General features: G+C 61.9%; 20 protein-coding genes. 18 read left to right on the top strand and 2 right to left on the bottom strand.

Translation table 11 applies throughout. The features are described 5' to 3' along the window. Positions 1 to 23 precede the first annotated feature (23 nt). From I6E51_RS13590 to I6E51_RS13580, 3 genes are all read left to right on the top strand, one after another. A complete protein-coding gene (locus I6E51_RS13590; RefSeq protein ID WP_197110653.1) occupies positions 24 to 2996 on the top strand; it encodes an FHA domain-containing protein in 2973 nt (990 codons plus the stop codon). A 214-nt stretch (positions 2997 to 3210) separates the two neighbouring features. Next, the gene (locus tag I6E51_RS13585; protein WP_307784007.1) at positions 3211 to 6102 is read left to right on the top strand and encodes an FtsK/SpoIIIE domain-containing protein; all 2892 of its coding nucleotides are present in this window, start codon (positions 3211 to 3213) and stop codon (positions 6100 to 6102) included. A 219-nt stretch (positions 6103 to 6321) separates the two neighbouring features. Next, on the top strand, positions 6322 to 7527 hold the full coding sequence (locus tag I6E51_RS13580; RefSeq protein ID WP_197108927.1) for a PotD/PotF family extracellular solute-binding protein: 1206 nt from the start codon (positions 6322 to 6324) through the stop codon (positions 7525 to 7527). A gap of 21 nt (positions 7528 to 7548) precedes the next feature. Here I6E51_RS13580 and I6E51_RS13575 read toward each other — a convergent pair whose 3' ends face one another. Then, the gene (locus I6E51_RS13575) at positions 7549 to 8532 is read right to left on the bottom strand and encodes an asparaginase (protein ID WP_197110651.1); all 984 of its coding nucleotides are present in this window, start codon (positions 8530 to 8532) and stop codon (positions 7549 to 7551) included. A 170-nt stretch (positions 8533 to 8702) separates the two neighbouring features. Here I6E51_RS13575 and I6E51_RS13570 point away from each other — a divergent pair, with 170 nt between their 5' ends. The 4 genes from I6E51_RS13570 to I6E51_RS13555 all read left to right on the top strand — a co-directional run bounded on the left by I6E51_RS13570 (position 8703) and on the right by I6E51_RS13555 (position 12870). Further along, positions 8703 to 9185 carry an OsmC family protein gene (locus I6E51_RS13570; RefSeq protein WP_197108925.1) on the top strand — a complete coding sequence of 161 codons (483 nt, stop codon included), beginning with the start codon at positions 8703 to 8705 and terminating at the stop codon, positions 9183 to 9185. A 150-nt stretch (positions 9186 to 9335) separates the two neighbouring features. Continuing rightward, on the top strand, positions 9336 to 10319 hold the full coding sequence (locus I6E51_RS13565) for an FKBP-type peptidyl-prolyl cis-trans isomerase (protein WP_197110650.1): 984 nt from the start codon (positions 9336 to 9338) through the stop codon (positions 10317 to 10319). A 50-nt stretch (positions 10320 to 10369) separates the two neighbouring features. Next, positions 10370 to 11452, top strand: coding sequence for a 1-deoxy-D-xylulose-5-phosphate reductoisomerase (locus tag I6E51_RS13560; protein ID WP_197110649.1), 1083 nt, complete (start codon positions 10370 to 10372; stop codon positions 11450 to 11452). A gap of 89 nt (positions 11453 to 11541) precedes the next feature. Then, positions 11542 to 12870, top strand: coding sequence for an RIP metalloprotease (locus I6E51_RS13555; RefSeq protein WP_197110648.1), 1329 nt, complete (start codon positions 11542 to 11544; stop codon positions 12868 to 12870). A 128-nt stretch (positions 12871 to 12998) separates the two neighbouring features. Here the strand turns inward: I6E51_RS13555 and I6E51_RS13550 are convergent, their stop codons facing one another. Then, positions 12999 to 14195, bottom strand: a complete 1197-nt coding sequence (locus I6E51_RS13550; RefSeq protein ID WP_197108893.1) for an acetyl-CoA C-acetyltransferase — start codon at positions 14193 to 14195, stop codon at positions 12999 to 13001. Between the two features lie 127 nt (positions 14196 to 14322). Here I6E51_RS13550 and I6E51_RS13545 point away from each other — a divergent pair, with 127 nt between their 5' ends. The 11 genes from I6E51_RS13545 to I6E51_RS13495 are packed head-to-tail and all read left to right on the top strand — an operon-like array spanning position 14323 to position 24197. Further along, the gene (locus I6E51_RS13545) at positions 14323 to 15513 is read left to right on the top strand and encodes a substrate-binding domain-containing protein (protein ID WP_197108892.1); all 1191 of its coding nucleotides are present in this window, start codon (positions 14323 to 14325) and stop codon (positions 15511 to 15513) included. A 14-nt stretch (positions 15514 to 15527) separates the two neighbouring features. Beyond that, entirely contained in the window at positions 15528 to 16283 is a 756-nt protein-coding gene (locus I6E51_RS13540; RefSeq protein WP_197108891.1) for an ABC transporter ATP-binding protein, read from the top strand. Continuing rightward, on the top strand, positions 16280 to 16975 hold the full coding sequence (locus I6E51_RS13535) for an ABC transporter ATP-binding protein (protein WP_197110647.1): 696 nt from the start codon (positions 16280 to 16282) through the stop codon (positions 16973 to 16975). Before I6E51_RS13540 ends, I6E51_RS13535 begins: the two co-directional genes overlap by 4 nt. Then, a complete protein-coding gene (locus I6E51_RS13530; protein ID WP_197108889.1) occupies positions 16972 to 17847 on the top strand; it encodes a branched-chain amino acid ABC transporter permease in 876 nt (291 codons plus the stop codon). Before I6E51_RS13535 ends, I6E51_RS13530 begins: the two co-directional genes overlap by 4 nt. Further along, positions 17844 to 18923, top strand: coding sequence for a branched-chain amino acid ABC transporter permease (locus I6E51_RS13525; protein WP_197108887.1), 1080 nt, complete (start codon positions 17844 to 17846; stop codon positions 18921 to 18923). Before I6E51_RS13530 ends, I6E51_RS13525 begins: the two co-directional genes overlap by 4 nt. Continuing rightward, positions 18920 to 20482 (top strand): class I adenylate-forming enzyme family protein, encoded by a 1563-nt coding sequence (locus I6E51_RS13520; protein ID WP_197110646.1) that lies wholly within the window; start codon positions 18920 to 18922, stop codon positions 20480 to 20482. The genes I6E51_RS13525 and I6E51_RS13520 overlap by 4 nt, the downstream gene beginning before the upstream one ends. Then, positions 20479 to 21135 (top strand): TetR/AcrR family transcriptional regulator, encoded by a 657-nt coding sequence (locus I6E51_RS13515; RefSeq protein WP_197108884.1) that lies wholly within the window; start codon positions 20479 to 20481, stop codon positions 21133 to 21135. The genes I6E51_RS13520 and I6E51_RS13515 overlap by 4 nt, the downstream gene beginning before the upstream one ends. Then, a complete protein-coding gene (locus I6E51_RS13510; RefSeq protein WP_197108882.1) occupies positions 21132 to 21878 on the top strand; it encodes a 3-hydroxybutyrate dehydrogenase in 747 nt (248 codons plus the stop codon). The genes I6E51_RS13515 and I6E51_RS13510 overlap by 4 nt, the downstream gene beginning before the upstream one ends. Then, positions 21875 to 22783 carry an alpha/beta fold hydrolase gene (locus I6E51_RS13505; protein WP_197110645.1) on the top strand — a complete coding sequence of 303 codons (909 nt, stop codon included), beginning with the start codon at positions 21875 to 21877 and terminating at the stop codon, positions 22781 to 22783. Before I6E51_RS13510 ends, I6E51_RS13505 begins: the two co-directional genes overlap by 4 nt. Further along, positions 22780 to 23556 (top strand): CoA transferase subunit A, encoded by a 777-nt coding sequence (locus I6E51_RS13500; protein ID WP_197110644.1) that lies wholly within the window; start codon positions 22780 to 22782, stop codon positions 23554 to 23556. The genes I6E51_RS13505 and I6E51_RS13500 overlap by 4 nt, the downstream gene beginning before the upstream one ends. Next, entirely contained in the window at positions 23556 to 24197 is a 642-nt protein-coding gene (locus I6E51_RS13495) for a CoA transferase subunit B (RefSeq protein WP_197108877.1), read from the top strand. The genes I6E51_RS13500 and I6E51_RS13495 overlap by 1 nt, the downstream gene beginning before the upstream one ends. Positions 24198 to 24210: the final 13 nt, after the last annotated feature.

Genomic DNA, 24210 nt, shown 5'->3' with positions numbered 1-24210 from the left:
GTGCGGAGTGTGGGCGGCCTGCGATGTCTCGTCGCGCCCGCCGGGGTGCTGTCGGAGGCGACGTGACCCCGCCTGCTGCTGTCGCTCCTGCGCGTTCTGAGCGCGCGGAAGTCGCCGCCGGTGAAACACCAACGAACCTGCGTCGCCGTCGGAATCGTGGGTCCGCTGCGGCTGATTCCGCTGCGGCTGCGGCTGCGACGAGCGACGCTCCCGAACACGCTGAAGAGGCACCGGCTGGGCACAATCCGGCTACGGCATCCGATGGTGTGGATGCTTCTGCCCCCGTGCTCGCCGAGCTGGCGCCTGTCAGCGTAGAGAAGCCGGTGGACGTTGCCGAGAACGCGTCAGCCGACGCTGTGGCCATAGACGATGTCGACTCGGACAACGGCACAGAGCTGCCTGCAGCACTTCGCGATGCCTTGGTGTCAGCGCCTGACGTGCTGGCGGATGGCGCCCGCACGCTGCGGCTGGGTGACCCGCTTGTGCTCTCGGCTGCCGCTGACGTAGTTCGTTCCGAGGCTGATGCTTCGCGTGCAGCGCAATCAGCGGAGGCGGTCGTGTCTGACTCCGCCGACGTTGAGATCCCGAGCGATGCAGCGCCAGCTGCTGCGGACGAGTCGGAACACCCTATTCCGTTCGATGAAGATGGCCCCTATGACGAGGTGCTTCCGTTCGATGAGGACGGCCCCTACGACGAGGTCGCAAACCCTGCGCTTCTCACCTTCGACCAGAACCTCCCCGTCGCATCGTCTGCCGCGCCGGATGCTGAACCGTACTTCACGACAGTTGCTGAAGCGGCTGCTGCGCTTGCAGCCGAACCTTCCTCTGGCGGCGTAGTCGACGATGTCTTTGTGCGCGAACAGCCACAATCTGACACGAACGAAAGCTGGCGAGGTATGCCGGCGCCGATCCTCGAGGAATCGACTCCGCTCGCGGTAGATGCGGATTATGTCGCGGTCGCTGACGAAAAACAGGACACTGACGCTGCGCCCGAACCGGCGACCGACGAGGCTCCCGAGCGTGCGGTAGTTGAGCCCGTGGCTACTGTCGAGCCCGAGCCCGAGCCCGAGCCCGAGCCCGAGCCCGAGGCTGATGCCGAGCCCCAGGCTGATGCCGAGCCCGTCGCCGAAATTGAACGGGAGCCCGAGCCCGCGGCCGCTGAATCGGAGGTTTCCGAGTTCGTGCGTGCCGAAGAAGTCGCAGCCGAATCTGCGGAAGAGCCCGAAACTCACTCGGAATCTCAGGCTGACACGGAAGCCGATGGGACGACGGCAGAGATCGACGTCGAAGCACACGAACCTAATGAACCGGAGCCTGTCGCAGAGTTCGTAGCGAACGATGCTGATGCTGCGGTTGGTGAGCCCGAGGCGCGCCTTGAAGCGCTTGTTGAGCCTGAACTGGCCGGATCGCCCGAGTCCGAGGCGTCGCTCGACACGAAGCTTGAGTCCGGCGCCGACGCTGAAGTAGTGCTCGAACCGGAACTCGATTCCGCGCCAGAGCCAGAGCCTGAGCCCGAGCCAGAACCCGAACCCGAACCCGAACCAGAACCAGAACCGCTAGTGGAACCTGAGCCGCTTGTAGAGCCAGCACCGCTTTCTCGGTCCGCTTTCGAGCCCGACTTGAGTAAGTTGGGTCGTCCTGAGGCTGTCGAAGAAGAGCCAGTGCGCCTTCACGTGAAGCCAGTACGTCCGTTGGGTGAGGAACCGCTCTTCACGACTGCAGACCGCTTGCGTGCATCCGCCTTCGCGCCCGTCGCCTCTGAACGTGTCGATAGCCAGCCAGCTCCCTCTGCGGTAGCGGGGCCCGAAGAGTCGGCCGCTGTTGCAACCGGACCGGCACCCCACGGAGCAGGAGAGCACGGGACCCAACCGCGCGGTGAAGTCGCGGCGGCGGTAGCAGCTGTCCAAGCAGAGCCCGCAGTCGAGGAAGCGGCCGCACTGATTGGCTCATCCGTTGAGACGTGTCAGCAGTGTGGCACCGTTCTGGCTGAATCCGACATCTTCTGTGGCTCCTGCGGTTTCGTGCGTCACGGCGTTGGCCCTGGTGCTCGCGCCGCAGCATCCACGCCACACACCATCGTGCAGGAAGCAGCTTCTTTCGACGAAAGTGCACATGACCAGGTAGAGACGATCGACCACAGCGAGGTCACGGCTGATGAAACTCCCGTCCCCGTGGCCGAAGACTCGCACGCTCCGCTTGCGAACGACATGCAGCCGGATGCAGAGATGCCGGTGGCTACAGACTCGGCCGCAGCGCCAGATGCTGAGGCAGCAGCCCCAGAAGCGCTGCAGCCAGTCGAAGCCGCAGCTCCCATTGCCGAGAAGTCAGTAGTGAGTGATGAGTTCGCCTCCGTGGATGAACCTGAACCCGATCCCGAACCCGCAGCGGCCGTGACTGAACCGGAGCCATTGCTTGAGCCGGAGCCATATTCCTCGGCGGCACCGGATCTGACAGTTGCACCCGATCTTGAGCCCGAAGGCGAGCCTGATGATGCTCTGGATGCCGCTGATGCGCTCTCTACGGGCTCGAAACCATTCTCGGTACTCGCTCCGCCTCCGAAGTCTCACCAGCGCGTAGAACTCCCCATCTCGCCGCCGGTGCCACTCGCATCCGTCGGCGCTGATGATGAGGATATTGAAGACACCCGGATCGTTGTTCGCAGCGTCACTGGTACTCGTTTCGTGCTCCAATTCAGCACGGGGGATAGCGTGATCGTGACAGGAACCGGCCTTGTCGGTCGTAATCCGATCCCAGAGCCTTCCGAAAAGTTCGACATCGTCGTGCCGATTACTGACCCCAGCAAGTCGGTGTCTAAGACTCACTTGGAGTTCGGGCAGATGAGTGGAGTGTTCTGGATCAGCGACCGGTATTCCGGAAACGGAACGATCGTTCGCGAGCCAGGCGGAGAGCCGAAGCGATGTGAGCCAGGCAAGCGCTACCGCGTCGTCCGCGGAACGCGAGTTGAAATCGGGGAACAGTTCTTCATCGTCAGCTAACGGGCTGCCGGCATTGAACGCAATGAGCGTATCGATCGCTGCAACCACCCCTGCACAGCGTGCATTAAGCGGGGCTCTCCACTGACGAGGGCGCGCTCTGTTGTGCGCTAGCCAGCCCCGGTGAAGTAGGGACGTGACCGAATCTCGAACCCCTGACACCCGTGTTTTCTTGCCTGCTCCGCCGCAGGCGCCTGCCCCCTTTCGATTCCCGCTAGTGGCCGCCACGGTACCGGTGGTGGCGTCGGTCGCGATCTGGCTGATCACTGGCTCGACCTTTGCCCTCATTTTCGCCGCTTTGGGGCCATTGGCAGCGACCGGTAGCTACATCGATTCACGAGTGACGGCGCGCAGAACGAGGCGCGTCGAACGGGCACGCTTCTGTGCCGACACAGCCACAACGACGAAAGAAATTCGCGCCTACCATCGCCGCGAACTCGTCGAACTGGCTGAAAAAACCCCTGCGGCGATCATGTTGGTCAATGACGTACTCACTGATGCGTCGAAGTGGATGCGTGAGCCCCACGATGTCCTTCCCGTCCACCTCGGCTACGGCAGTGTACGCAGCAGCATCGCCATTGATCGCACTGCGGCGCATGACGCTGTGTCTCCAGACATCGAAGACACGTATCGGAGTCTGACGGAGCAGGCAGAGCATCTGAGTCGAGCACCGATTGCTGTAAACGCGCGCCTAGGTATCGCACTCTGTGGCAACAGCCCGATGGCGTTGTCACTGGCACGATCACTCGCGATCCAACTCGCTCGCACCCTCGCACCCACCTCAAGCTGGGTGCGACTCACAGGAGTGTTTGCAACAGAATCCTGGGGAGAACGACTCCCGCACCGACTGTTGCGTTCGAGTGGAGCAACAGAGCGGGGTGCGGATGCTGCTGGAACGGGCGGAGAGATCGCGAGCGTGCAGTGGGGAACGCTTGGCGATTCCCAGCCGCGCGTTTCCATCACGATAGTGGGGGAAGAAAACCAAGTGCCGAGCGGGCATCGCATTGTGATCCGCACGAACGCCGCGAGCGTGGCTGTGGTTAGACATCCTGACCGTCATCAACGCCGCGACTTCGAGCCGTCGTTTCTCGGCAGAGAGCAAGCGTTAGTTTGGGTACGAGCGGCACACGATATCGCTGCCCGCGATGGTCTTGCTTCGGGTCAGGATGTTCTTCCCGATTCACTTGCCTTCGATGAACTCGAGAAACGCCCCGTCTCGCTCCTCACCTCTCGAGTGGAATCTCGACGATCGCTAGCCGCGCGCCCCGCCGTCGCGGTGTCAGGAGAGCTCAGTATTGATCTTGTTGTCAACGGGCCCCACGCCATCGTGGGCGGCACTACTGGTAGTGGCAAGAGCGAACTCCTCATTGCGTGGGTGCTCGCGATGGCGGCCGAAGTGTCGCCAGACGACGTGACCTTTTTGCTCGTCGATTTCAAAGGGGGCTCCGCGTTTGCGGCCCTCACCCAACTGCCGCACACCGTGGGCATCATTACCGATCTTGATGAGACAGCTGCGGCGCGGGCCTTCGCGAGTCTTCGTGCCGAGCTCCGATACCGCGAGCGTGCGCTGGCTCAGGCCGGCGTGCGAGATATCTCAGAGCTCGCGAGTGTGCCGCGTCTCGTGATCGTGGTTGATGAGTTCGCGGCGATGATGGCGGACTACCCACAGCTGCATGCTCTATTCAGCGATATCGCGGCGCGAGGCCGCTCGTTGGGCGTGCACCTGATCCTCTGTACGCAACGACCTTCCGGAGTTGTGCGCGACGCGCTTCTTGCTAACGCGGACCTGCGGATCTCCCTTCGCGTCAACAACGGTGCCGATAGTTCGGCCGTCATCGGCAGCGATCGCGCCGCCGAGCTACCGGCGGACGCCAAAGGTCGTGCGTGGGTTGCCCATGGCTCGTCCTCGGCCGAGCTCGTGCAGTTCGCGCTCGTCTCGCCTCACGATATTCGTCACGTTGCTGAGCGTTGGCCCGTCTCTGCTCCGCCGAGACGGCCGTGGTGCGAACCGCTCAGCGAGCACGTCGCGCTCGCCGCGGTGCTGGCGGCGGAGGACAACGACAGCGCACCCTCGGATGCAGTGAACTCAGACACTCTCTATTTTGGGTTGACAGATCTGCCTGAACTTCAACGCCACGGGCGTGCTGGCTGGTCCTCAGCCGCAGACGGGCACCTGTTGATCGTGGGGTCATCTGGCAGTGGAAAAACAACGGCTCTCACCACGCTTGCCCACATCAGCACGGCAACGGTGATCGTCATGAGTGCCGAGCCCGCCGCCTTCTGGGACACGCTCGCAGGCGTCTACGGTCGACTCGACTACAGCGATGACGCAGCGATACCGCGGCCACCAAGCCACATTGTGATTGACGACATCGATGCCGTGCTCGCTCGTTTCGACGATGAATACCGGGCTGTCGTTGTCGAACGGCTCACTCGCGTGCTGAGGGAAGGCCCCGCTAATAACCTGTGGGTTATTGCGAGCGCCCAACGAATCACCTCACCGCTGCAGTCACTCTCACAGCTGATGCCGAGCGTTCTTCGCCTGCGTTTCAGCAGTAGGCAAGAATTCATTCTTTCCGGCGGGACCACGGATGAGTACATCCCCGCGGTGCCAGCAGGAGGAGGCCTCTGGCAGGGCAAGAGAGTGCAAATCGCGCAGAGTGATCACTACCTGCCGGTGGCAGAACGAAGTGCGACAACGACGCTGTCGGGCACCGAGCACATTGTTGTCGTCAGCAGTCGCCCCTCGGTCACCGCCGCAGCGTGTGCTGCTGCTGGCTGGGAAACAAGGCACGTCGAAGGGACACCGGGAGCCGAACGGGAGCTCTTGGTTAGCCCGAATGAGTCGAGTTCTCCCATCGCGATCATCGGATCAGTCGATGAATGGCAATCACGGTGGGGTGCCCTGGCGGCGTTACGTCCCCACGCCACCATCGTGCTCGATGGCTGCACCCTCAGCGACTACCGCCAACTTGCCCGCACTCGCGAGCTGCCGCCGCCGCTGACGGCAGGCTCACGCGAGTACTGGGGCCTTAGCGAAACTGAACCAGTTCGCCGGGTGCGGCTGCCTCACACCAGCCACAGCGAGGTGCTGGCCCCACACCGCTAGCTGGTGAGCACGGTGTTTGTGGCCCCAGTGGGAACAGCGATCTCCGCAGCCACGACCAAAATCATGCGGTACCCGAATTGGGCACAATTATTGGGCGAATTTAGTTCGGAAACATGGAATTATTGCAACGAACCCGCAAGGCCCCTCCTAACTGGGGCTATAACAAAGCAGACCGCGCTCACTACCATCGGGGTAACTGGTGGGGGCGAAGGAGAAACAGTGACGAGACCACTTCCGCAGGATCCTGCGATCCAGCAGCTAATGCTGCAGGCGAAGCAATCTCAACTCAGCCGCAGGCGACTGCTGCAAGGAGCGGGGCTTGGTGCGTCCGCGCTCGCTCTCGCAGCATGTGCTGCGCCGGATGGGTCAGATGCGAATGATATTTCCGACAGCGACAACAAGCTCGTCTGGGCAAGCTGGCCGTCGTACATCGATGAAGACCTCAGCGGACGCTCTCCCACGCTTAAAGCTTTCTATGAGGAGACCGGCGTCGAGGTCGAATACAAGGCTGTCGTTGAAGACAACGTTGGTTTCTACCTGACGATGAAAGATCAACTCTCGTTGGGCGAGCCGACAGGCACAGACATCATCTGCGTCAGCGACTGGATGGCAGCACGGCTCATCCGGTTCGGGTACGCCCAAGAGATGGACGCCGCGAACATCCCCAACAAAGTCAATCTCACAGAGTCGCTTGCGAGTCCCGACTTTGACCCTGATCGCAGCTACTCGCTTCCCTGGCAAAGTGGTTTTATCGGACTCGCGTGGAACGCTGAAGAGTACCCCCGTGGAGTGCTCTCGGTCGATCAACTCTGGAACGATGACCTCAAGGGCAAAGTTGTCGTCCTCGCCGAAATGCGCCACACCATGGGCATGCTGCTGCTTGCTCAGGGGATCGATATTGCCGAGGAAAACTGGGGTATCGAGGAATACAAGAAGGCAAGCGCCGTGCTCGAAGAGCACTTGACGTCGAAGCACATTCTTGGTGTTTACGGTAGTGAATACCTAGAGAAGCTCAAGTCGGGCGAAGCTATCGCCGGGTTCGCTCGCGCTGGAGACGTTGCCGTTCTCAATGCGCAAGCGGGTTACGAGAAATTTAAGTTCTTGCTTCCCGGTTCAGGCGGAACATTCTTCACTGACTCTCTCGTGATCCCTGCAGGTGCGGTCCACAAGGCGAGTGCAGAAAAGCTCATGAACTTCTACTACGAGCCTTCCGTCGCCACTGAAGTCGTGGAGTGGATTCACTGTGTGAGCCCCGTCGACGGAACGCTTGAGTACGCCATCGAGAACTTCCCGGCGCTGGCGTCGAATCAATTCACCTTCCCGAATGCGACGGCAATGTCGCGAGCGCGCACTTTCCGCACGCTCAGCACTACCGACGATCAGTCATTCAACGCTGAATTCCGCCGCATAACAGGCAAGGGTTAGCGCGCGAGTTCGCGGAGAGTTCTAGGCGAGCTCGAAACGGAGTTCGCCAACGGGTAGTCCACGGCCGAGCACCTGCTCGGTCGTGGCTGCCAGCACACCAGCCACAGCATCCGCATCGAGCGCGCCAGCTTCGGCCAACAGCGAAAGCCCGACGGGAAGCAGCGGTCGGATCGATCCGTCAAGAATCTTGAGAGTCACCGTGGTGCCGTCGGGGGCAGCGGCAATGAGCACGCCCTCGGCCCCGCGTTTCGCGATAATCCCGAGGGTGTCCATTGCCTCGGCAACCTGGGGCATGTCGAGTCCCCACGCGTTGGCCCGAATGGCGCTCACGAGGGCGGCGGCGTTCGGATCGGTATCTGACGTGGCGGCAACCACGCGCTGAATGGCGGTGGCCAGTGAGACGAGGCTCATGGCAAAGACGGGAGCCCCGCATCCATCCGTTCCCTCATGGGCAAGCGGCTGACCCGTGAACTCAATCACCGTCTGCCGAATGCGCTCCTGCAGCGGATGCTCGTGCTCGAGGTAACTTTCCAGCGGCCACTGATTCACGACGCACGCCGCCAGGAAGCTCGCGTGCTTGCCTGAACAGTTCATCGCGAGGCGACGGGGAGCGTCGGAGGCGCGTCGGGTTTCGGAGTCGGCTGGCCAGTCGGGTGGGCAGCGCAGGTCGTCTTCGGTAAGACCGTATGCGGCCAGAGTCGAAGCCACGACATCTTGGTGACGTTGGCTGCCGGTGTGGCTGGCGCTCGCTAGCACGAGCTGTTCGTCGGTGAGAGTGACTCCCGCACGAAGCACAGTGATCGCCTGCATGGGCTTGAGAGTCGAACGCGGGTAGATGAGAGCGTCGGGGTTGCCGAGGCGTCGTAGCTCAGTGCCGTCGGGGGAGAGCACTACAGCGGCACCCAAGTGGCGTGACTCGATCATGCCCGAGCGTTCGAGTACGGCGAGTTGAACGGTGTCGTTAACGGTGAGAGCGGCAGCGGCAGTTGTCGAGGGGGAGTTCACTCTCCTACGTTATCGCCGCGAGAGCGCGGGTGGGCACGGCAGCCTTCGTGATGGGGAATGGTTTCGCTCACTCCCAGCGTTGACCGCTAGCGTGATGGCGAGAGAAGTTTTGCCCGATCGCCCAACGCGTTCGCCGATGCTGGCTGCTGAAGCTGGCCAAGGAGGTTCTGATGAACATCGACCACAATTTTGAAGTGCGCTTGGAATGGTCGGGAAACTTGGGTGAGGGCACCACGAGCTACCGTGGTTACTCTCGCCACAACGAGATCACAGCAGTGGGCAAGCATCCGATTGATGGCTCGAGCGCTCGCGTCTTTCACGGATCGGCCGATCGCTGGAATCCCGAGGAGTTGCTCATTGCGGCGCTCAGCCAGTGCCACATGCTGAGCTACCTGCACGTTGCCGTGAGTCGCGGCATCGTCGTCACGGCCTATCACGACGAGGTTTCAGGCACGATGAAGCAGACGGATAACGGTGGCGGGCATTTCACGTCGGTCACCCTGCGACCCGTTGTCACGATTGCGGCCGGCAGTGTGGAAGATGCCATGGATGCTCACGCTGAAGCAAGCCAGAAGTGCTTCATTGCCTCATCCGTCAACTTCCCCGTGCTGCACCAGCCCCGCATCATTGTGGAGGCCCCAGCGGGGGAGTAGCGGCGGTGCGCGCCGGTTTCAGGAGCGCCGCAGCGTCTGTCATAGCGACTACAGGGCGAACTGTCGAGGTTTCGGCGGCGATTCCACACGCTTTGTACAGCCGCAGTGGGGCAGGATTGGTGCTCCGTGTTCGTGTTGTGAAGGGTTCTTGTGCGTAAAGCGATTCCATTTCTGTTGACCATCGGCGTTGTGGCGTCGCTTGCGGCGTGTTCTCCCGCAGATTCCACGACGGCAGAGGGATCTGGTGATTGCGTTCCGACGTCATCCGGCTCCGCTTCGGATGCTGTTGAGGTCAGCGGCGACTTTGGCGCAAAGCCTGAGGTCACGATCGACTTCCCGACCGACGTCTCAGAGACTGAGCGCACGGTTGCTATTGCCGGTGACGGCGATCTGCTCGCGGTTGAAGCATCGACAGCGAACGTTCAGTTCTCGCTGTACAGCGGCACGACCGGGGAAGAACTCTCCGCCACAACGTACGACGAGGCAGGTCTCACCCCCTTCCCCGTGGACGCCGAGCAGTTCTTGGTCGGAATCGTCAAGACCATTGAGTGTTCCACCGCTGGCTCACGCCTCGTCGGTGTTATTCCTCCCGAGGAGTCCTTTGCCGATGACGCCAGCCGCGAATCGCTCGGAGTCGGCGCAGATGACGACATCGTTTTCGTTGTTGATGTCATTTCCGTCGACGAGCCCGCTGAGCCTGCTCTTCCGCGTGCCGATGGCGAAGACCAGCCGGCCGTAGACGGATTCCCGGCTGTCGAGCTCGATGACGACGGTCGCCCGACGATCACCATCCCCGACACTGACCCGCCCGCCGAGCTCGAGGTTGCTGTGCTCAAGCAGGGCGCTGGCGAGACCGTCGAAGAGAACTCGGATGTCGTTGTCCACTATGTGGGCATGAACTGGACTACGGGCGAAATCTTTGATGAGAGCTGGGCTCGCGGTGAACCTTCCACGTTCAACACTGGCCAGGTTGTCAGTGGGTTCAAGACTGCACTCGAAGGTCAGCAAGTCGGATCGCAGATCATCGCTGTTCTTCCGCCAAGCGAAGGCTACGGCGAAGCAGGCAATGAGAGCGCAGGTATTGCGGGCACCGACACGATCGTGTTTGTCGTTGACATCCTCGGTCTCGGCTAATTCCGCTTCAGTATTGGCGCACATTTGTGCGAGCAAACTAAAGTAGCGGGATGCGCAAGATAATTCTGCTCGGATCGACGGGCTCGATCGGCACGCAAACCCTCGAAGTTATTGAGGCAAACCGTGATCGATTTGAGGTCGTCGGTCTGGCGGCAGGCACTAACCGCACGCTCGTCGAAGAGCAGGCGGCACGTTTCGGAGTAAAGCACATCGCGTTCGGCGCTGAGCAGGCGGCGCAGTTGGTGCGGGATGTCCCTGCCGATGTCGTCGTGAACGGCATCACCGGTTCTGTGGGCCTCGGGCCAACGCTCGCGGCGCTCGAATCCGGTGCCACGCTGGCCCTCGCCAACAAAGAGAGCCTCATCGTCGGCGGTGAGCTCGTCATGTCCCGGGCGAAACCCGGCCAAATTGTTCCTGTCGACTCGGAGCACTCGGCGATCGCTCAAGCGTTGCGCTCGGGCGAACACTCAGAGGTGCGGCGCCTGATGCTCACGGCATCCGGCGGTCCCTTCCGTGGTCGTACCCGGGAGTCGCTCCAGAACGTGACTCCGCGCGAAGCGCTCGCCCACCCCACGTGGGATATGGGTCTGGTGGTGACGACGAACTCGTCGACGCTCGTCAACAAGGGTCTCGAAGTGATCGAGGCGCACTTGTTGTTCGGCGTGCCCTATGACCGCATCGCGGTCACCGTGCATCCGCAGTCCATTGTGCATTCGATGGTTGAGTTTGTTGATGGCTCGACGATCGCTCAGGCGAGTCCTCCCGATATGCGGTTGCCGATTTCTCTTGGTTTGGCGTGGCCGGAACGAGTTGCCGGTGTTGGAGCGCCACTCGACTGGACGACGACGAGCACGTGGAACTTCGAACCACTCGACAACGAGGTGTTCCCGGCTGTTGAAATGGCAAAGGCCGTTGGCGCCGCAGGCCTCACGTTCCCGGCTGTGTTCAACGCCGCGAACGAGCAAGCGGTGCTCGCGTTCCACGCCGGCGCAATCAGCTACCTCGATATTTTGGATGTCGTTGAGCAGGTTGTGCAGAGCCACGATGCAACCGAGCTCACTCTCGAGGCGCTCGCGGCTGCCGAGTCGTGGGCACGACAGGCAGCGGACGCGGTCGTAGCGACCCGCTCCTAGCGCGGTATTCGCCCCCCAAGCGGGGTTGTTCTGGGGCTTCCACAGCACGAGTACAGGCGGGCGTCGGTGCTCGTGACTATTCTTAGCGAGTGGAAAACGTGCTCTTGTACATTCTTGGTGTCCTGATTCTTGTTGTCGGGCTTGCTGTGTCTATTGGCCTGCATGAAATTGGTCATTTGGTGCCGGCGAAGCTCTTCGGCGTGCGCGTGAGTCAGTACATGATCGGGTTCGGCCCGACTCTTTTCTCCCGCAAGCGCGGTGAGACTGAGTACGGACTCAAGGCCATTCCGCTCGGCGGATATATCTCGATGGCGGGCATGTTCCCACCCGGCAAATCACACGACAATTCACGCAGTTCCACGACGAGTGTCTTCCAAACTCTCGTGCAGGATGCCCGGGAGTCCAGCGCCGATACGCTCACCGATGTCGATGAGTCGCGGGCGTTCTACAAACTCCCGGTGTTCAAGCGCATCATCATCATGCTCGGTGGTCCGTTCATGAACCTCCTCATCGCGATCGTCATGTTTGCGATTCTGTTGATGGGTTTTGGAACAGCTCAGGCCTCGACGACCATCAGTAGCGTCTCGGAGTGTGTGATCCCGGCCTCAGCCGACCGCGACGCCTGTACCGATAGCGACCCAGCTGCCCCTGCTCTTGCTGCCGGCATCCAACCTGACGATCGCATTGTGTTGATGGATGGCGAGCCCATCGAGACCTGGGAGCAGATTACCGAGCACATTCGCGCCGCAGCGGGGGATCAACTCACGATCGTGGTCGAGCGTGCGGGAGAAGAAGTCACTCTCACCGCTGAGCCTCTGCTCGCGGAACGTTACGTGTATGACGACAGCGGGCAGAACGTAGAGAACGATGAGGGCGAAGCGCAGACCGAGGAGTACGGCTTCTTAGGAATTGGCCCGGCCGCAGAGACGGTTCAGCAGCCGGTGACCGCTGTGTTGCCCGCAGTGGGAGACAACGTGGTTGCCGTGGCCAAGGTTGTGCTGACACTCCCGCAGCGCATGATTGACGTGGTCAATGCAGCGTTCGGCCCCGAGGAGCGCGACCCGAATGGCCCCATCGGTCTTGTTGGCGTCGGTCGCATCGCGGGTGAAGCAACGAGTTTGGAAGCGGCGACGGTCACCGACCGTGCTGCTTACCTCATCAGCTTGGTGGGCTCGCTCAACGTTGCACTCTTCGTGTTCAACCTGGTGCCGTTGCTGCCTCTTGACGGCGGACACGTTGCGGGCGCACTCTTCGAAGGCATTCGTCGCTTCTTCGCGAAACTGTTCGGCAAGCCTGATCCTGGTCCGCTCGACACCGCCAAGTTTGTGCCGCTGACTCTCGTGGTTGTCGTGCTGCTGGGCATCATGACGTTGCTGCTGGTGTACGCCGACATTGTGAAGCCGATTTCGCCGTTCTAACAGAGCGGGCCGTTCTAGCTGAGCTGGCCGTCTGGCAGCACGGGCCGTTCTAGCAGAGCGCGTAGCTCTGGTGGGCGCTGCGGTCTCGTTCACGTGAACGAGACCGCAGCGACCGCACCGACGCTGTATTAGCGCGTGAGCAGCAGGGCGTCGCCCTGACCGCCGCCACCACAGAGGGCAACGGCAGCGCGGCCTGAGCCGCGGCGTGCCAGCTCGTGCGCGGCATGTACGACGAGGCGAGCACCGGATGCTCCGACCGGGTGGCCGATCGCGATTGCGCCGCCGTGGATGTTCACGATGTCGTGGCTCAACCCGAGCTCGGCGGTTGAGCGCAGGCTTACCGCGGCAAAGGCTTCGTTGATTTCGGCGAAGTCGAGGTCGTCGGCCGTCCAACCCGCGTTATCGAGCGCTGCCGCGATCGCGCGAGCGGGCTGCGAGTGCAATGAGTTATCGGGGCCAGCTACGTGACCCGAGCGGTCGAGCACCGCAAGCCACGGCAGATTGTGTTCTTCGGCCCACGCGCGGCTGGCCAGAATCACGGCAGAAGCGCCATCGCTCAGCGGCGACGAGTTGCCCGCGGTGATGGTGCCCTCGGGATCGAAGGCGGGGCGCAACCCCGCCAAAGTGTCGACAGTGGTGTTGGCGCGTACGCCCTCATCCGTGTCCAGAACGAGGTCGTCGCCCTTGCGTTGGGGGATAGTGACGGGCACGATTTCGTCGGCAAATACTCCGGCCTCAATCGCGGCGGCTGCTCGCTGGTGCGAGGCGGCAGCGATCTCGTCCTGTTCGGTGCGGCCGATCTCGAGGCGTCCGTTGTGGCGTTCGGTGCTTGCGCCCATCGATTCAGCATCGAACGCATCGGTGAGGGCGTCGTGAGCGGCAGTGTCGAGTGCTGACACGGTTCCGTACGCCCAACCCATGCGTGACCCGGGGAGCACGTGAGGGGCATTGGTCATTGACTCTTGGCCACCAGCGGCCACTACGTTGGCTTCTCCGAGACGGATGAGGCGCGCAGCATCCACAATGGCGGCAAGTCCGGAGAGGCAGACCTTGTTGACGGTGACGGCCGGGGTCTTCCAGGCGAGGCCTGCCGCGATGGAGGTCTGGCGGGCGGGGTTTTGGCCAGCGCCGGCCTGGATCACTTGACCGAAGATCACTTGATCGATGGAGTCGACATCCACGCCGGAGCGTTCAACGGCGGCCCGAAGTGCGATGGCGCCTAGCTCGACGGCGGTGAGCGAAGCGAGCTGTCCGCGCAGTTTCCCTTGTGGGGTGCGTGTGGCGGAAAGGATCACTACGTCGTTGGGTGCGGGGGTGTTGGCCACTGTGCAAACTCCTTTGTTTGGGCGCCGTTGTTGACAGCGCGGTTGCGCAACCATAGGCTACATGAAACCTGAACCGGGTCTCAGGTTCAGATCACAATCCTCCTAAGGCAGCAGGAAAGGTCCCATCATGCGGGTCAGTAAAAAGTACCTCGCTCCGGCGTTAATTGCGACGGTTGCACTCACACTGGCGGGCTGTGCCCCCAGTGTTGACGGCGGAAGTGGCGGAGACGAGCTCGCCCCCGTCGACATTTCAATCATCACTTCCCAGACCGGCCCCCTCGCGGCCTACGGTGAGGCCTACCTCGCTGGCTTCGACGCTGGGCTCGATTACGCCACCGACGGCACAGGCGCCGTTGATGGTCGTGAGCTGAACATCGAAATCACGGATGACGCTGGCGACGCCGACAAGGCGGTCACGGCAGCGAAAGATGTGATTGGCCAAGGCCAGAAGATCATCATCGGCACGGTTTCCTCCGGAATCGCGCTCGCGCTTGCTGAGCAGGCCGAGCAAAACAAGGTTCTCTACATCTCAGGACCGGCAGCAGCTGACGGCATCACCGGCGTGAACGAGTACACGTTCCGCTCGGGTCGTCAGAGCTACCAAGACGTCGCAACCGCCGGTACCTTCATCGGTGACCCGGCAGGCCAGTCTGTTCTGGTCTTCGGTCAAGACACTGCATTCGGTCAGGGAAACGTTGCCGCAGCAACCGCCGTTCTTGGCGGCCAGGGTGCTGACGTGACGAGCCTGCTCGTTCCCGAAGATGCTACTGAGTTCACCCCGTTTGCCCAGCAGATCGTTGATGCGCAGCCTGACCTCGTGTTCGTGGCGTGGGCCGGTGCAACCTCGGGTGCGATGTGGGAGGCCCTCAGCCAGCAGGGTGTGTTTGACAGCGTTCCTGTAGCAACCGGTCTTGGTGACATCTCGACCTATGGCGCTTACGGTGCCGCAAGCGACAAGATCAGCTTCCTCAACCACTACTTTGCGGGAGCAACTGACAATGATGCCAACAGCGCCATGGTCAGCTACCTCGAAGCAGAGGGTAAGCAAGCCGACCTGTTCTCGCCAGACGGCTTCGTTGCCGCTCAGATGGTTGTTCAGGCAGTGCGCGAAGGTGGCGACGACGTCGACGCCATGATCGCCGCGCTCGAAGGCTGGACCTTCGATTCCGTCAAGGGATCGATCACGGTTCGCGCTGAAGACCACGCGATGATCCAGCCGATGTTCCAGGTTTCGCTTGTTGCTGATGGCGACTCGTGGATCCCTGAGCTCGTCACGGCCGTTGATGCTGACGCCGTAACCCCGCCCATCGCAGAGTAAGTACTTAGCGAACTATGTCGAACCAGCCCGTGCTCACGGTCGAGCACCTTGCCCTCACGATCGGGGGAGCCGTCATCATCGATGACGTGTCTCTCTCGATCGCCCAGGGTGAGATGCTCGGCGTGATCGGCCCGAATGGGGCCGGAAAAACCACGCTCTTCAACCTCATCTCGGGAGTGATGACTCCGACAACGGGAACAGTCACCCTCGAGGGGCGCGATGTCACGAATCAGACCATTGATGCGCGGGCCCGGGCTGGGCTCGGCAGAACCTTTCAAACATCCAGCCTCTTCCCGGCGCTCAGTGCGCTGGAGAACGTGCGTCTCGCCGCTCAAGTGAAACTGGGCGGTGCCACCTCGGTGCTTCGCTTCCCGCGGTCTCACGACAAAGCGACCACAATTGCTCGAGCTCGCCTCGACGAGGTCGGGCTCAGCCACCACGCCGCTACGGAGGCGGGGGTGCTGTCGCACGGTGACAAACGCAAGCTCGAAATCGCCATGTTGCTGGCCACCGATCCCAGCGTCATCCTGCTCGACGAGCCGATGGCCGGTGTTGCTTCTGGCGACGTTGCCGGGCTCACCGAAGTTATTCGCCAGGTTCACCAGTCGGGTCGCACCGTGCTGATGGTCGAACATCACATGGATGTCGTCCTTGGCCTGGTCGACCGGGTGGCAGTGATGCACCATGGCAGTTTGCTCGCGTGTGACACCCCGGATGCCGTCATGGCAGACGAAGCGGTGCAGAAGGCCTATTTGGGGGCTCCACTATGACCGAATCGATTCTGACGGTTGCTGGTTTGAACGCCAACATCGAGGGTCAGCAAGTTGTCGAGGATGTGAGCTTTGAGATGCTCCCCGTTGGTGTTACGGCGCTTCTCGGCCGCAATGGCGTCGGTAAGACGAGCACTCTGCGAGCGATCATGGGCCTCATCGAGCGCTCGGGTGAAGTGACAATTGCGGGGGAGCGCGTTGATCGCGAACCGACTCACCGCATCGTGCAGCGGGGCGTTGGTTATGTTCCCGAAGACCGCGAAGTTTTTGCCTCGCTCACCGTGAACGAAAACCTTCGGCTGGCAGAGCGTGATTCCACGCCGAACCGCCAGCTCATTGAAGAACTTTTTCCGGACCTCATTGCGCGGGCCGGTCAGCTTGCCGGCACCCTCTCGGGTGGTCAACAGCAGATGGTGTCACTGGCACGAGCGCTCGTGAACGACAACCGAGTGCTGCTCGTCGACGAACCGACCAAGGGCCTCGCCCCGCTCATCGTGATGGATGTCGCGAAAGCACTCGAGCGCGCCGCTCAAACCGTGCCGGTGCTCCTGGTCGAACAAAACTTGCAGGTCGTGCGGATGCTCGCCGAGAAGGCCATCGTGCTCGAAGGCGGTCGCGTGGTTTACGACGGCAGCGCCGAAGAACTCTTGGGCAACGAAGCCCTCACGAAAGAATTGTTGGGGGTCGCGTGAGCACCATAATTCTCCTGCTCATCACAGGACTCGGCCTCGGTGCGCTCTACTTCTTGGTCGCATCCGGTCTCTCGCTGATTTACGGCCTCATGGGCGTGCTGAACTTTGCGCACGGCTCGTTCCTGACTCTCGGTGCTTTCGCCGGCTGGGAGCTATCGAGACGGATGGGCGGCGAAAGCTGGGGCACCCTCATCGCCTCGATGCTGCTCGGAATGGTCGTCGGCGCTGCTGTTGCTGCCGCGACGGAGTTTCTGCTCATCCGGCGCCTCTACAACCGGCATATCGAGCAAGTGCTCGTGACGGTCGGATTGGCGCTCGCGACGGTTGCTCTGTTCGAGGGCATCTGGGGCACCGACCCGATCTACGTGACAGCACCCCCGTGGCTGTCGCAGACCACCGAAATTTTAGGGGCACGCGTTCCCAACGATCGCTTCTTGATGATCGGTGCGGCAGTCCTGGTGCTGCTCGGAATCGTTGCGTTCCTGCGCTACACCCGCTTCGGCCTCATCATTCGGGCCGGTGTTGAGAATCGGTCCATGGTGACTGCACTCGGTATCGATGTGCGCAAGGCCTTCACGGTCGTGTTCGCGATCGGTGGCGCTGCCGCCGGTTTGGGCGGCGTCCTCGCCTCGCACTACTTCGGCTACGTTTCGCCCCAGCTCGGCGGATCGCTCCTGATCTTTGCGTTCATCGTCACCGTGATCGGTGGTCTGGGCTCACTCGCTGGCGCCGCTATCGCGTCGGTGGTGGTCGCCGTCCTGCAGCAGTTTGCGAACTATTTCTGGGGTGGAACAGGTGACCTCATGGTCGTTCTCCTGCTCGCCGTCGTCTTGTTGGTGCGCCCAACCGGAATCTTGGGGAAGAAAGCATGAAGTCGCTCGCACACCTGAGTCAGCGCACCTGGTGGATCGTTGGTGGCGTTCTCGTCGTCGTAGCCGCCCTGCTGCCACTGCTCAACCTCTCGATCCCCGGCGTGCTGCCGGGCGCCACCTACACACCCGGCACGCTGCAACTGCTCGCGCTCGCTTTGCTCTTTGCATCGCTGGCGCTCAGTTACCACTTGCTGTTTGGTACTGCCGGGATGCTGTCCTTCGGCCACGCGCTGTACTTCGCTCTCGGGGCCTATGGTCTCGGCATCGTGCTGCAGCAGACTGAGTTGACGCTGATTCCCGCTCTCGGTCTCACTCTCGCGGTTGTCATTGCCGCCGCGTATCTTCTGGGCTCGCTGAGCCTTCGAGTCACGGGGATTTCCTTTGCAATGGTCACGCTCGCTTTCGCTCAAGCCGGCAACGTGCTTGTGCGACGCAACCCCGGCATCACGGGCGGTGAAGAAGGTCTGCGGCTCGACACCGAGCACATCCCTGATTTCTTCATCGGAGTGATCAACACCCGCAACCTGTATTGGCTCTCACTCGCACTGCTCGTCGTCGTGTTCGTGATTGTCGCGTGGTTCGAAAACTCTCGTGCCGGTCATGCAGTGACGGCAACTCGCGAAAACGAGCTGCGCGTGCGAGTGCTTGGCCTTCGCCCCTTCGGCGTGAAGCTCATGGCGTTTGTCATCGCCTCCGTGCTGGCCTCGCTCGTGGGAATGGTGCACTTGCTGCTGCAGAGCGGCACAACACCGCGGGCAACCTCGGCCGACTTCACGCTCACGATCCTCGTGATTGTGGTGCTCGGAGGTGTCGGCTCGCGCTGGGGTGCGATCGTTGGTGGCATCATCTACACGCTGCTTGACCAGCGGCTCACAGCGCTCGCAAGTTCGGATGCCATCGATGGGCTTCCCGCGATTTTGCGCATTCCTCTCTCCGAACCGCTCTTTATCCTCGGCACCCTGTTTATCCTTGTGGTGTTGTTCCTTCCCGGAGGAATCGCCGGTGCGGTGCAGCGCCTCTCCACAGGCACCTCTGCCACGCCGTCAGAGCGCAAGCTGCTTGAGGAGGCGGAATGACCCAGTCTGAAGGGCTCCACACGCTAGGGCGGTGGACCGCTGACCGCGCGCTCGCCACCCCAGACCGTGTTGCTGTCGATGACCGCGGCGTCGTACTGACCTACCGCCAATTGGATGACCGTGCTACGGCGCTCGCCGAAGCCTTCCTCGATGGCGGCTACGGTGTCGGCGATCGCATCGCCACCATCACGGGCAATAGCTCGGACCACGTTGTCGTGTTCTTCGCCTGCGCCAAAGCAGGACTCGTGCTCGTGCCGCTCTCGTGGCGACTGTCGCCGCGAGAGATCGCCCAGCAACTGGAACAGGCAGACCCCGCACTGCTGCTCGTTGAGGACGAATTTGCAACCCTGGCCACTCTCGCCACTGATCGTCTTATCGTGCCGATTGCTCGCGGCATCCTCGGCACTCACGGTATTGAACGCGACATGGTCGCCCCGCTCCAGCACGCGAGCGGCGAGCCCGTGCGTCGCCCCGTGCGCGACGACGATGCGCTGCTCATCATCTTCACCTCGGGAACGCTCGATCAGGCCAAGGGCGCGATCCTTACTCACGCCAATTGCTTCTGGACCAACCTCTCGCTCTCGCGCACCGCCGAGATCACGAGCGCCGACACCGTGCTCGCGGTCATGCCGCAGTACCACGTCGGTGGTTGGAACATTCAGCCGCTGCTGGCCTGGTGGATGGGCGCGACCGTCGTGCTCGAGCGCACCTTTGATCCGGCCCGCGTGCTGCAGCTCATCGCCGACCGTCGCATCACCACGATGATGGGCGTGCCTGCGAACTACTTGATCTTGTCGCAGCATCCGCGCTTCGCCTCCAGCGACCTCTCGAGCCTCGAACACGCCATTGTCGGGGGAGCGCCGATGCCCGAACCGCTGTTGCGCGTCTGGCACAGCCGCGGCGTCGCTCTCACACAGGGCTACGGCCTCACCGAAGCGGCACCCAACGTGTTGTGCCTGCCCGATGAAGAAGCACGCACCCGCATCGGCTCAGCGGGCAAGCCCTACCCTCACGTGGATGTCGACATTGCCGACCCCGTCACGGGGGAACGCATTGAGGGCGCAGGCCAGGGCGAGTTGCTCGTGCACGGGCCCGGAGTCTTCAGCGGCTACTTTCGTGCTCCCGAAGCCACCGCACTTGCTCTGCGTGATGGTTGGCTGGCAACCGGCGATCTCGTCAGTCGTGACGCGGAAGGCTACTATCGCGTTCTCGACCGCCTCAAAGACATCTTCATCACCGGGGGAGAGTCCGTAGCGCCCGCCGAGATCGAAGGGGTGCTCTTCGGGCATCCGGCAATCGCCGACGTCGCTGTCGTTGGGGTTCCCGACGAGACGTGGGGCGAAGTCGCTATCGCCTGGGTTGTCGTGCGATCAGGAGCATCGACCGACGAGACCGACGTTCTTGAGTTTGCGCGGGCAAGTCTCGCCAAGTTCAAAGTTCCCAAACGGGTCATCTTCGTTGACCGTATTCCGCGGTCATCCAGCGACAAAGTTCGCCGCCGGGTGCTGCTGGAGCAATGGACAGAACAGCCCTTACAACACGGACGGATCAGTTCATGAGCACACCCCTTACCGCTCGCGGCACTCGCACTAAGACGAAACTGATCGAGGCTGCCGAAACAATCTTTGCCCGCTATGGCTACACGGATGCCTCTGTCGTGCGCATTACGGAAGAGGCCGGCGTAGGCCAGGGCACTTTCTATCTCTACTTCGCGAGCAAGCTCGAAATCTTCGAAGAGCTCGTTGAGGATCTCAACCGCCGCGTTCGTCGTGCCATGAGCGAAGCGTCGGGGGCGGCATCCAACCGCATCGAATCAGAACGTGCTGGATTCAGGGCCTTCTTTGAATTCACCGCCGAACACCCCGCCCTTTACCGTGTCGTGCGCGAGGCCGAATTTGTGTCGCCCAAGTCGCTGCGCCTGCACTATTCCCGCATCGTCGACGGCTACATCGAGGGCCTCAAAGAAGCTCAACTGCTCGGCGAAATCGGTGACATCGACCCGACTGTCGCCGCGTGGGCCCTCATGGGAATCGGCGAAATGATCGGGATGCGCTGGGTGCTGTGGGGCGATTCGCCCGACGCCGGCCACGATGCTGACCCGACCGCGAGCGGCACCTCGCGCGTGCCCGATGAAGTTCTCGATCAAATGATTACGTTTATCCGCCGCGCTTTGGCTGTGCCAGAGCCGCGCACCGAAGGAGTCGAGAAATGACCGATCTCACGGGCCGTCGAGCCCTCGTCACCGGCGGAGCGAGCGGAATCGGTGCCGCGTGCACCGAATCGCTTGCTCGCGCGGGAGCCCACGTCATTGTGGCGGACCTCAATGGTGATGCCGCGAAAGCTCAAGCCGACCGCATTGGCGGTGAAGTCTGGGAAGTCGATCTCACAGACACTGCGGCGCTCGCCGATCTCACTCTCGATGTGGATGTCATCGTCAACAACGCAGGAATCCAACACGTCAGTCCCATCGAGAGCTTCGATCCGGTGATGTTTAGCCGCATCCTTGACCTCATGGTCAAGGCACCGTTCTTGCTCGTTCGGGCTGCTCTGCCGAAGATGTACGAGCGTGAATTCGGCCGCATCATCAACATCAGTTCGGTGCACGGCCTCCGTGCCTCGCCGTACAAGTCGGCGTATGTCACCGCGAAGCACGGGCTTGAGGGCTTCTCCAAGGTCACAGCGCTCGAAGGTGGCGCCCACGGTGTCACGAGTAATTGCGTCAACCCCGGCTACGTGCGAACCCCGCTGGTCGAAAAGCAGATTGCCGATCAGGCGAAAGTGCACGGCATCCCCGAGTCTGAAGTTGTCGAGAAAGTCATGCTCACTGAGAGCGCGATCAAGCGACTCCTCGAACCGAGTGAGGTTGCCGATCTCGTGCTCTGGCTCGCGGGGGACACGGCCGGAATGGTCACAGGTGCCTCGTACACGATGGATGGCGGCTGGAGCGCACGATGACCGAGCAACACACCACCATCACGTGCACGGTCGACGGCGGCGAGCTCACCGCAGCAGTGTGGGAGCCCGAGTCGGAACCGCGCGGCACCATCCTGCTCATCCACGGCATTACGGCCTCCCACATGTCGTGGCCGCTCGTGGCCGCAGCTTTTCCCGACTACCGGGTGATCGCTCCTGACCTGCGGGGGCGTGGCGCCAGCCGTGATCTTCCCGCCCCGTTCGGGATGCCGCAGCACGCCAAGGACATGAACGCGCTGTTGGCTGCAACCGGCACTGATTCCGCGCGCGTCGTCGGGCATTCGATGGGTGCTTTCGTCGCGGCAACCTTGGCGGCGCAGTACCCGGAGCGTGTCTCCAGCCTCCTCTTGATTGATGGCGGTTTGCCGATTCCGGCACCGGAGGGTGTGTCGATGGAAGACCTGCCGCAGGTGATTCTGGGGCCGGCTGTTGATCGGCTGTCGATGACATTCGCCGATCGCGAGAGTTACCAAGACTTCTGGCGAGTGCATCCGGCGTTTGCCGATAATTTCACTGAGGCCATCCGCGACTATGTCGACTATGACTTGGTGGGAACCGCCCCCGAGTTGCACCCGGCGAGCAACCTGGCGGCAGTGAGTTTCGATGCCCTGCAGCTGAGCGGCGACACCGACTATCTCGCAGGGCTTCAGGGGCTCACGATGCCGGTGCACTTCATCCGGGCACCGCGGGGTCTTCTCAATCAGGTTCCGGCGTTGTATTCTCCGGAACAGTGCGACCACTGGCGGTCGGAGCTTCCTCACGTGACATTTCATGAGGCGCCAGGGGTCAATCACTACACGATTACTTTGACGCCGCGCGGTGCAGACCGTGTTGCGGGCGTCATGACTGAAATATTGGCGAATCAACCGCGGGAGGTCCGAGCGTGAGCATCGATAAGACAGTGGGGTCGGCGGCCGAAGCAATCGCTGATATTCCCAGCGGGGCATCTCTGGCCGTTGGCGGCTTTGGCCTGTGCGGAAATCCGATGGTGCTCATTCAGGCGTTGCTTGAGCTGGGGTCAGATGACCTCAGCATCGTCAGCAATAACTGTGGTGTGGATGATTGGGGGCTCGGCGTTCTGCTGGCTGCCCGCCGCATCCGCAAGATGACATCGTCGTATGTCGGGGAAAACAAGGAGTTCGAGCGCCAGTTTTTAACGGGCGAGCTTGAAGTCGAGCTGACTCCCCAGGGCACTCTTGCCGAAAAGCTGCGTGCTGGCGGGTCGGGTATTGGTGCGTTCTTCACTCAGACGGGTGTGGGCACGCAGGTTGCCGAGGGCGGCCTGCCTCGCCGCTACGACGGTTCGGGTGGCATCGCGATCGCCTCGCCACAAAAAGAGGTGCGCTCGTTCGACGTGAACGGCATCGCCAAAGATTTTGTGCTCGAAGAAGCGATCACGACCGACTTCTCACTCGTGCACGCGCTCAAGGGCGACCGTCACGGCAACCTCGTCTTCGCGAAGTCGGCCCGCAATTTCTCGCCGCTTGCCGCAATGGCTGGCCGCGTGTGCATCGCCCAGGTCGAAGAACTCGTCGAGCCAGGCGAGATAGAACCGGATGCCGTTCACCTGCCCGGCGTGTATGTCACGCGGATCATCGAGGTTGGCTCCGATGTTGAGAAACGGATCGAACGTCGCACAGTGCAGAAGGTGGTCGCATAATGGCTTTGACTCGCGAAGAAATGGCGGCGCGTGCCGCGCTGGAACTGGCCGACGGCTCCTATGTGAACCTCGGTATCGGCCTTCCGACCCTCGTGCCCAACTACGTTCCTGAGGGCCGCACGGTTGTGCTGCAGTCGGAGAACGGCATTTTGGGCGTTGGGCCATACCCGACCGAAGAGAACGTCGACCCCGACCTCATCAACGCGGGAAAAGAGACGGTCACGACCCTCCCGGGCACCGCCTTCTTTGACTCCGCTATGAGCTTCGGCATGATCCGCGGCGGGAAAATCGATGCGGCCATCCTCGGCGCCATGCAGGTGTCCGTTGCCGGCGATCTCGCCAATTGGATGATTCCCGGCAAGATGATCAAGGGTCCCGGCGGCGCCATGGACCTCGTGCACGGTGCTGCGCGCGTCATCGTGCTCATGGAGCATGTCGCCAAAGATGGCAGCCCCAAGATCGTGAACGAATGCTCCCTGCCGCTCACGGGCCGGAGTGTCGTGCACCGCATCATCACCGATCTAGCGGTGATCGATGTGACCGACCGTGGTCTCGTTCTTCGCGAACTCGCTCCCGGCGTTGACGAAGCAACCGTCCGCGCCGCTACCGAACCCGAGCTCATCGTCGAGCTCGCCTCCTAAATAATTTCGCCAC

The sequence above is a fragment of the Salinibacterium sp. NSLL17 genome (assembly GCF_015864935.1).
Taxonomy (GTDB): domain Bacteria; phylum Actinomycetota; class Actinomycetes; order Actinomycetales; family Microbacteriaceae; genus Rhodoglobus.
Note: the sequence above shows the minus strand (reverse complement) of the source record. Positions and strands in the feature narration are given on the sequence as shown.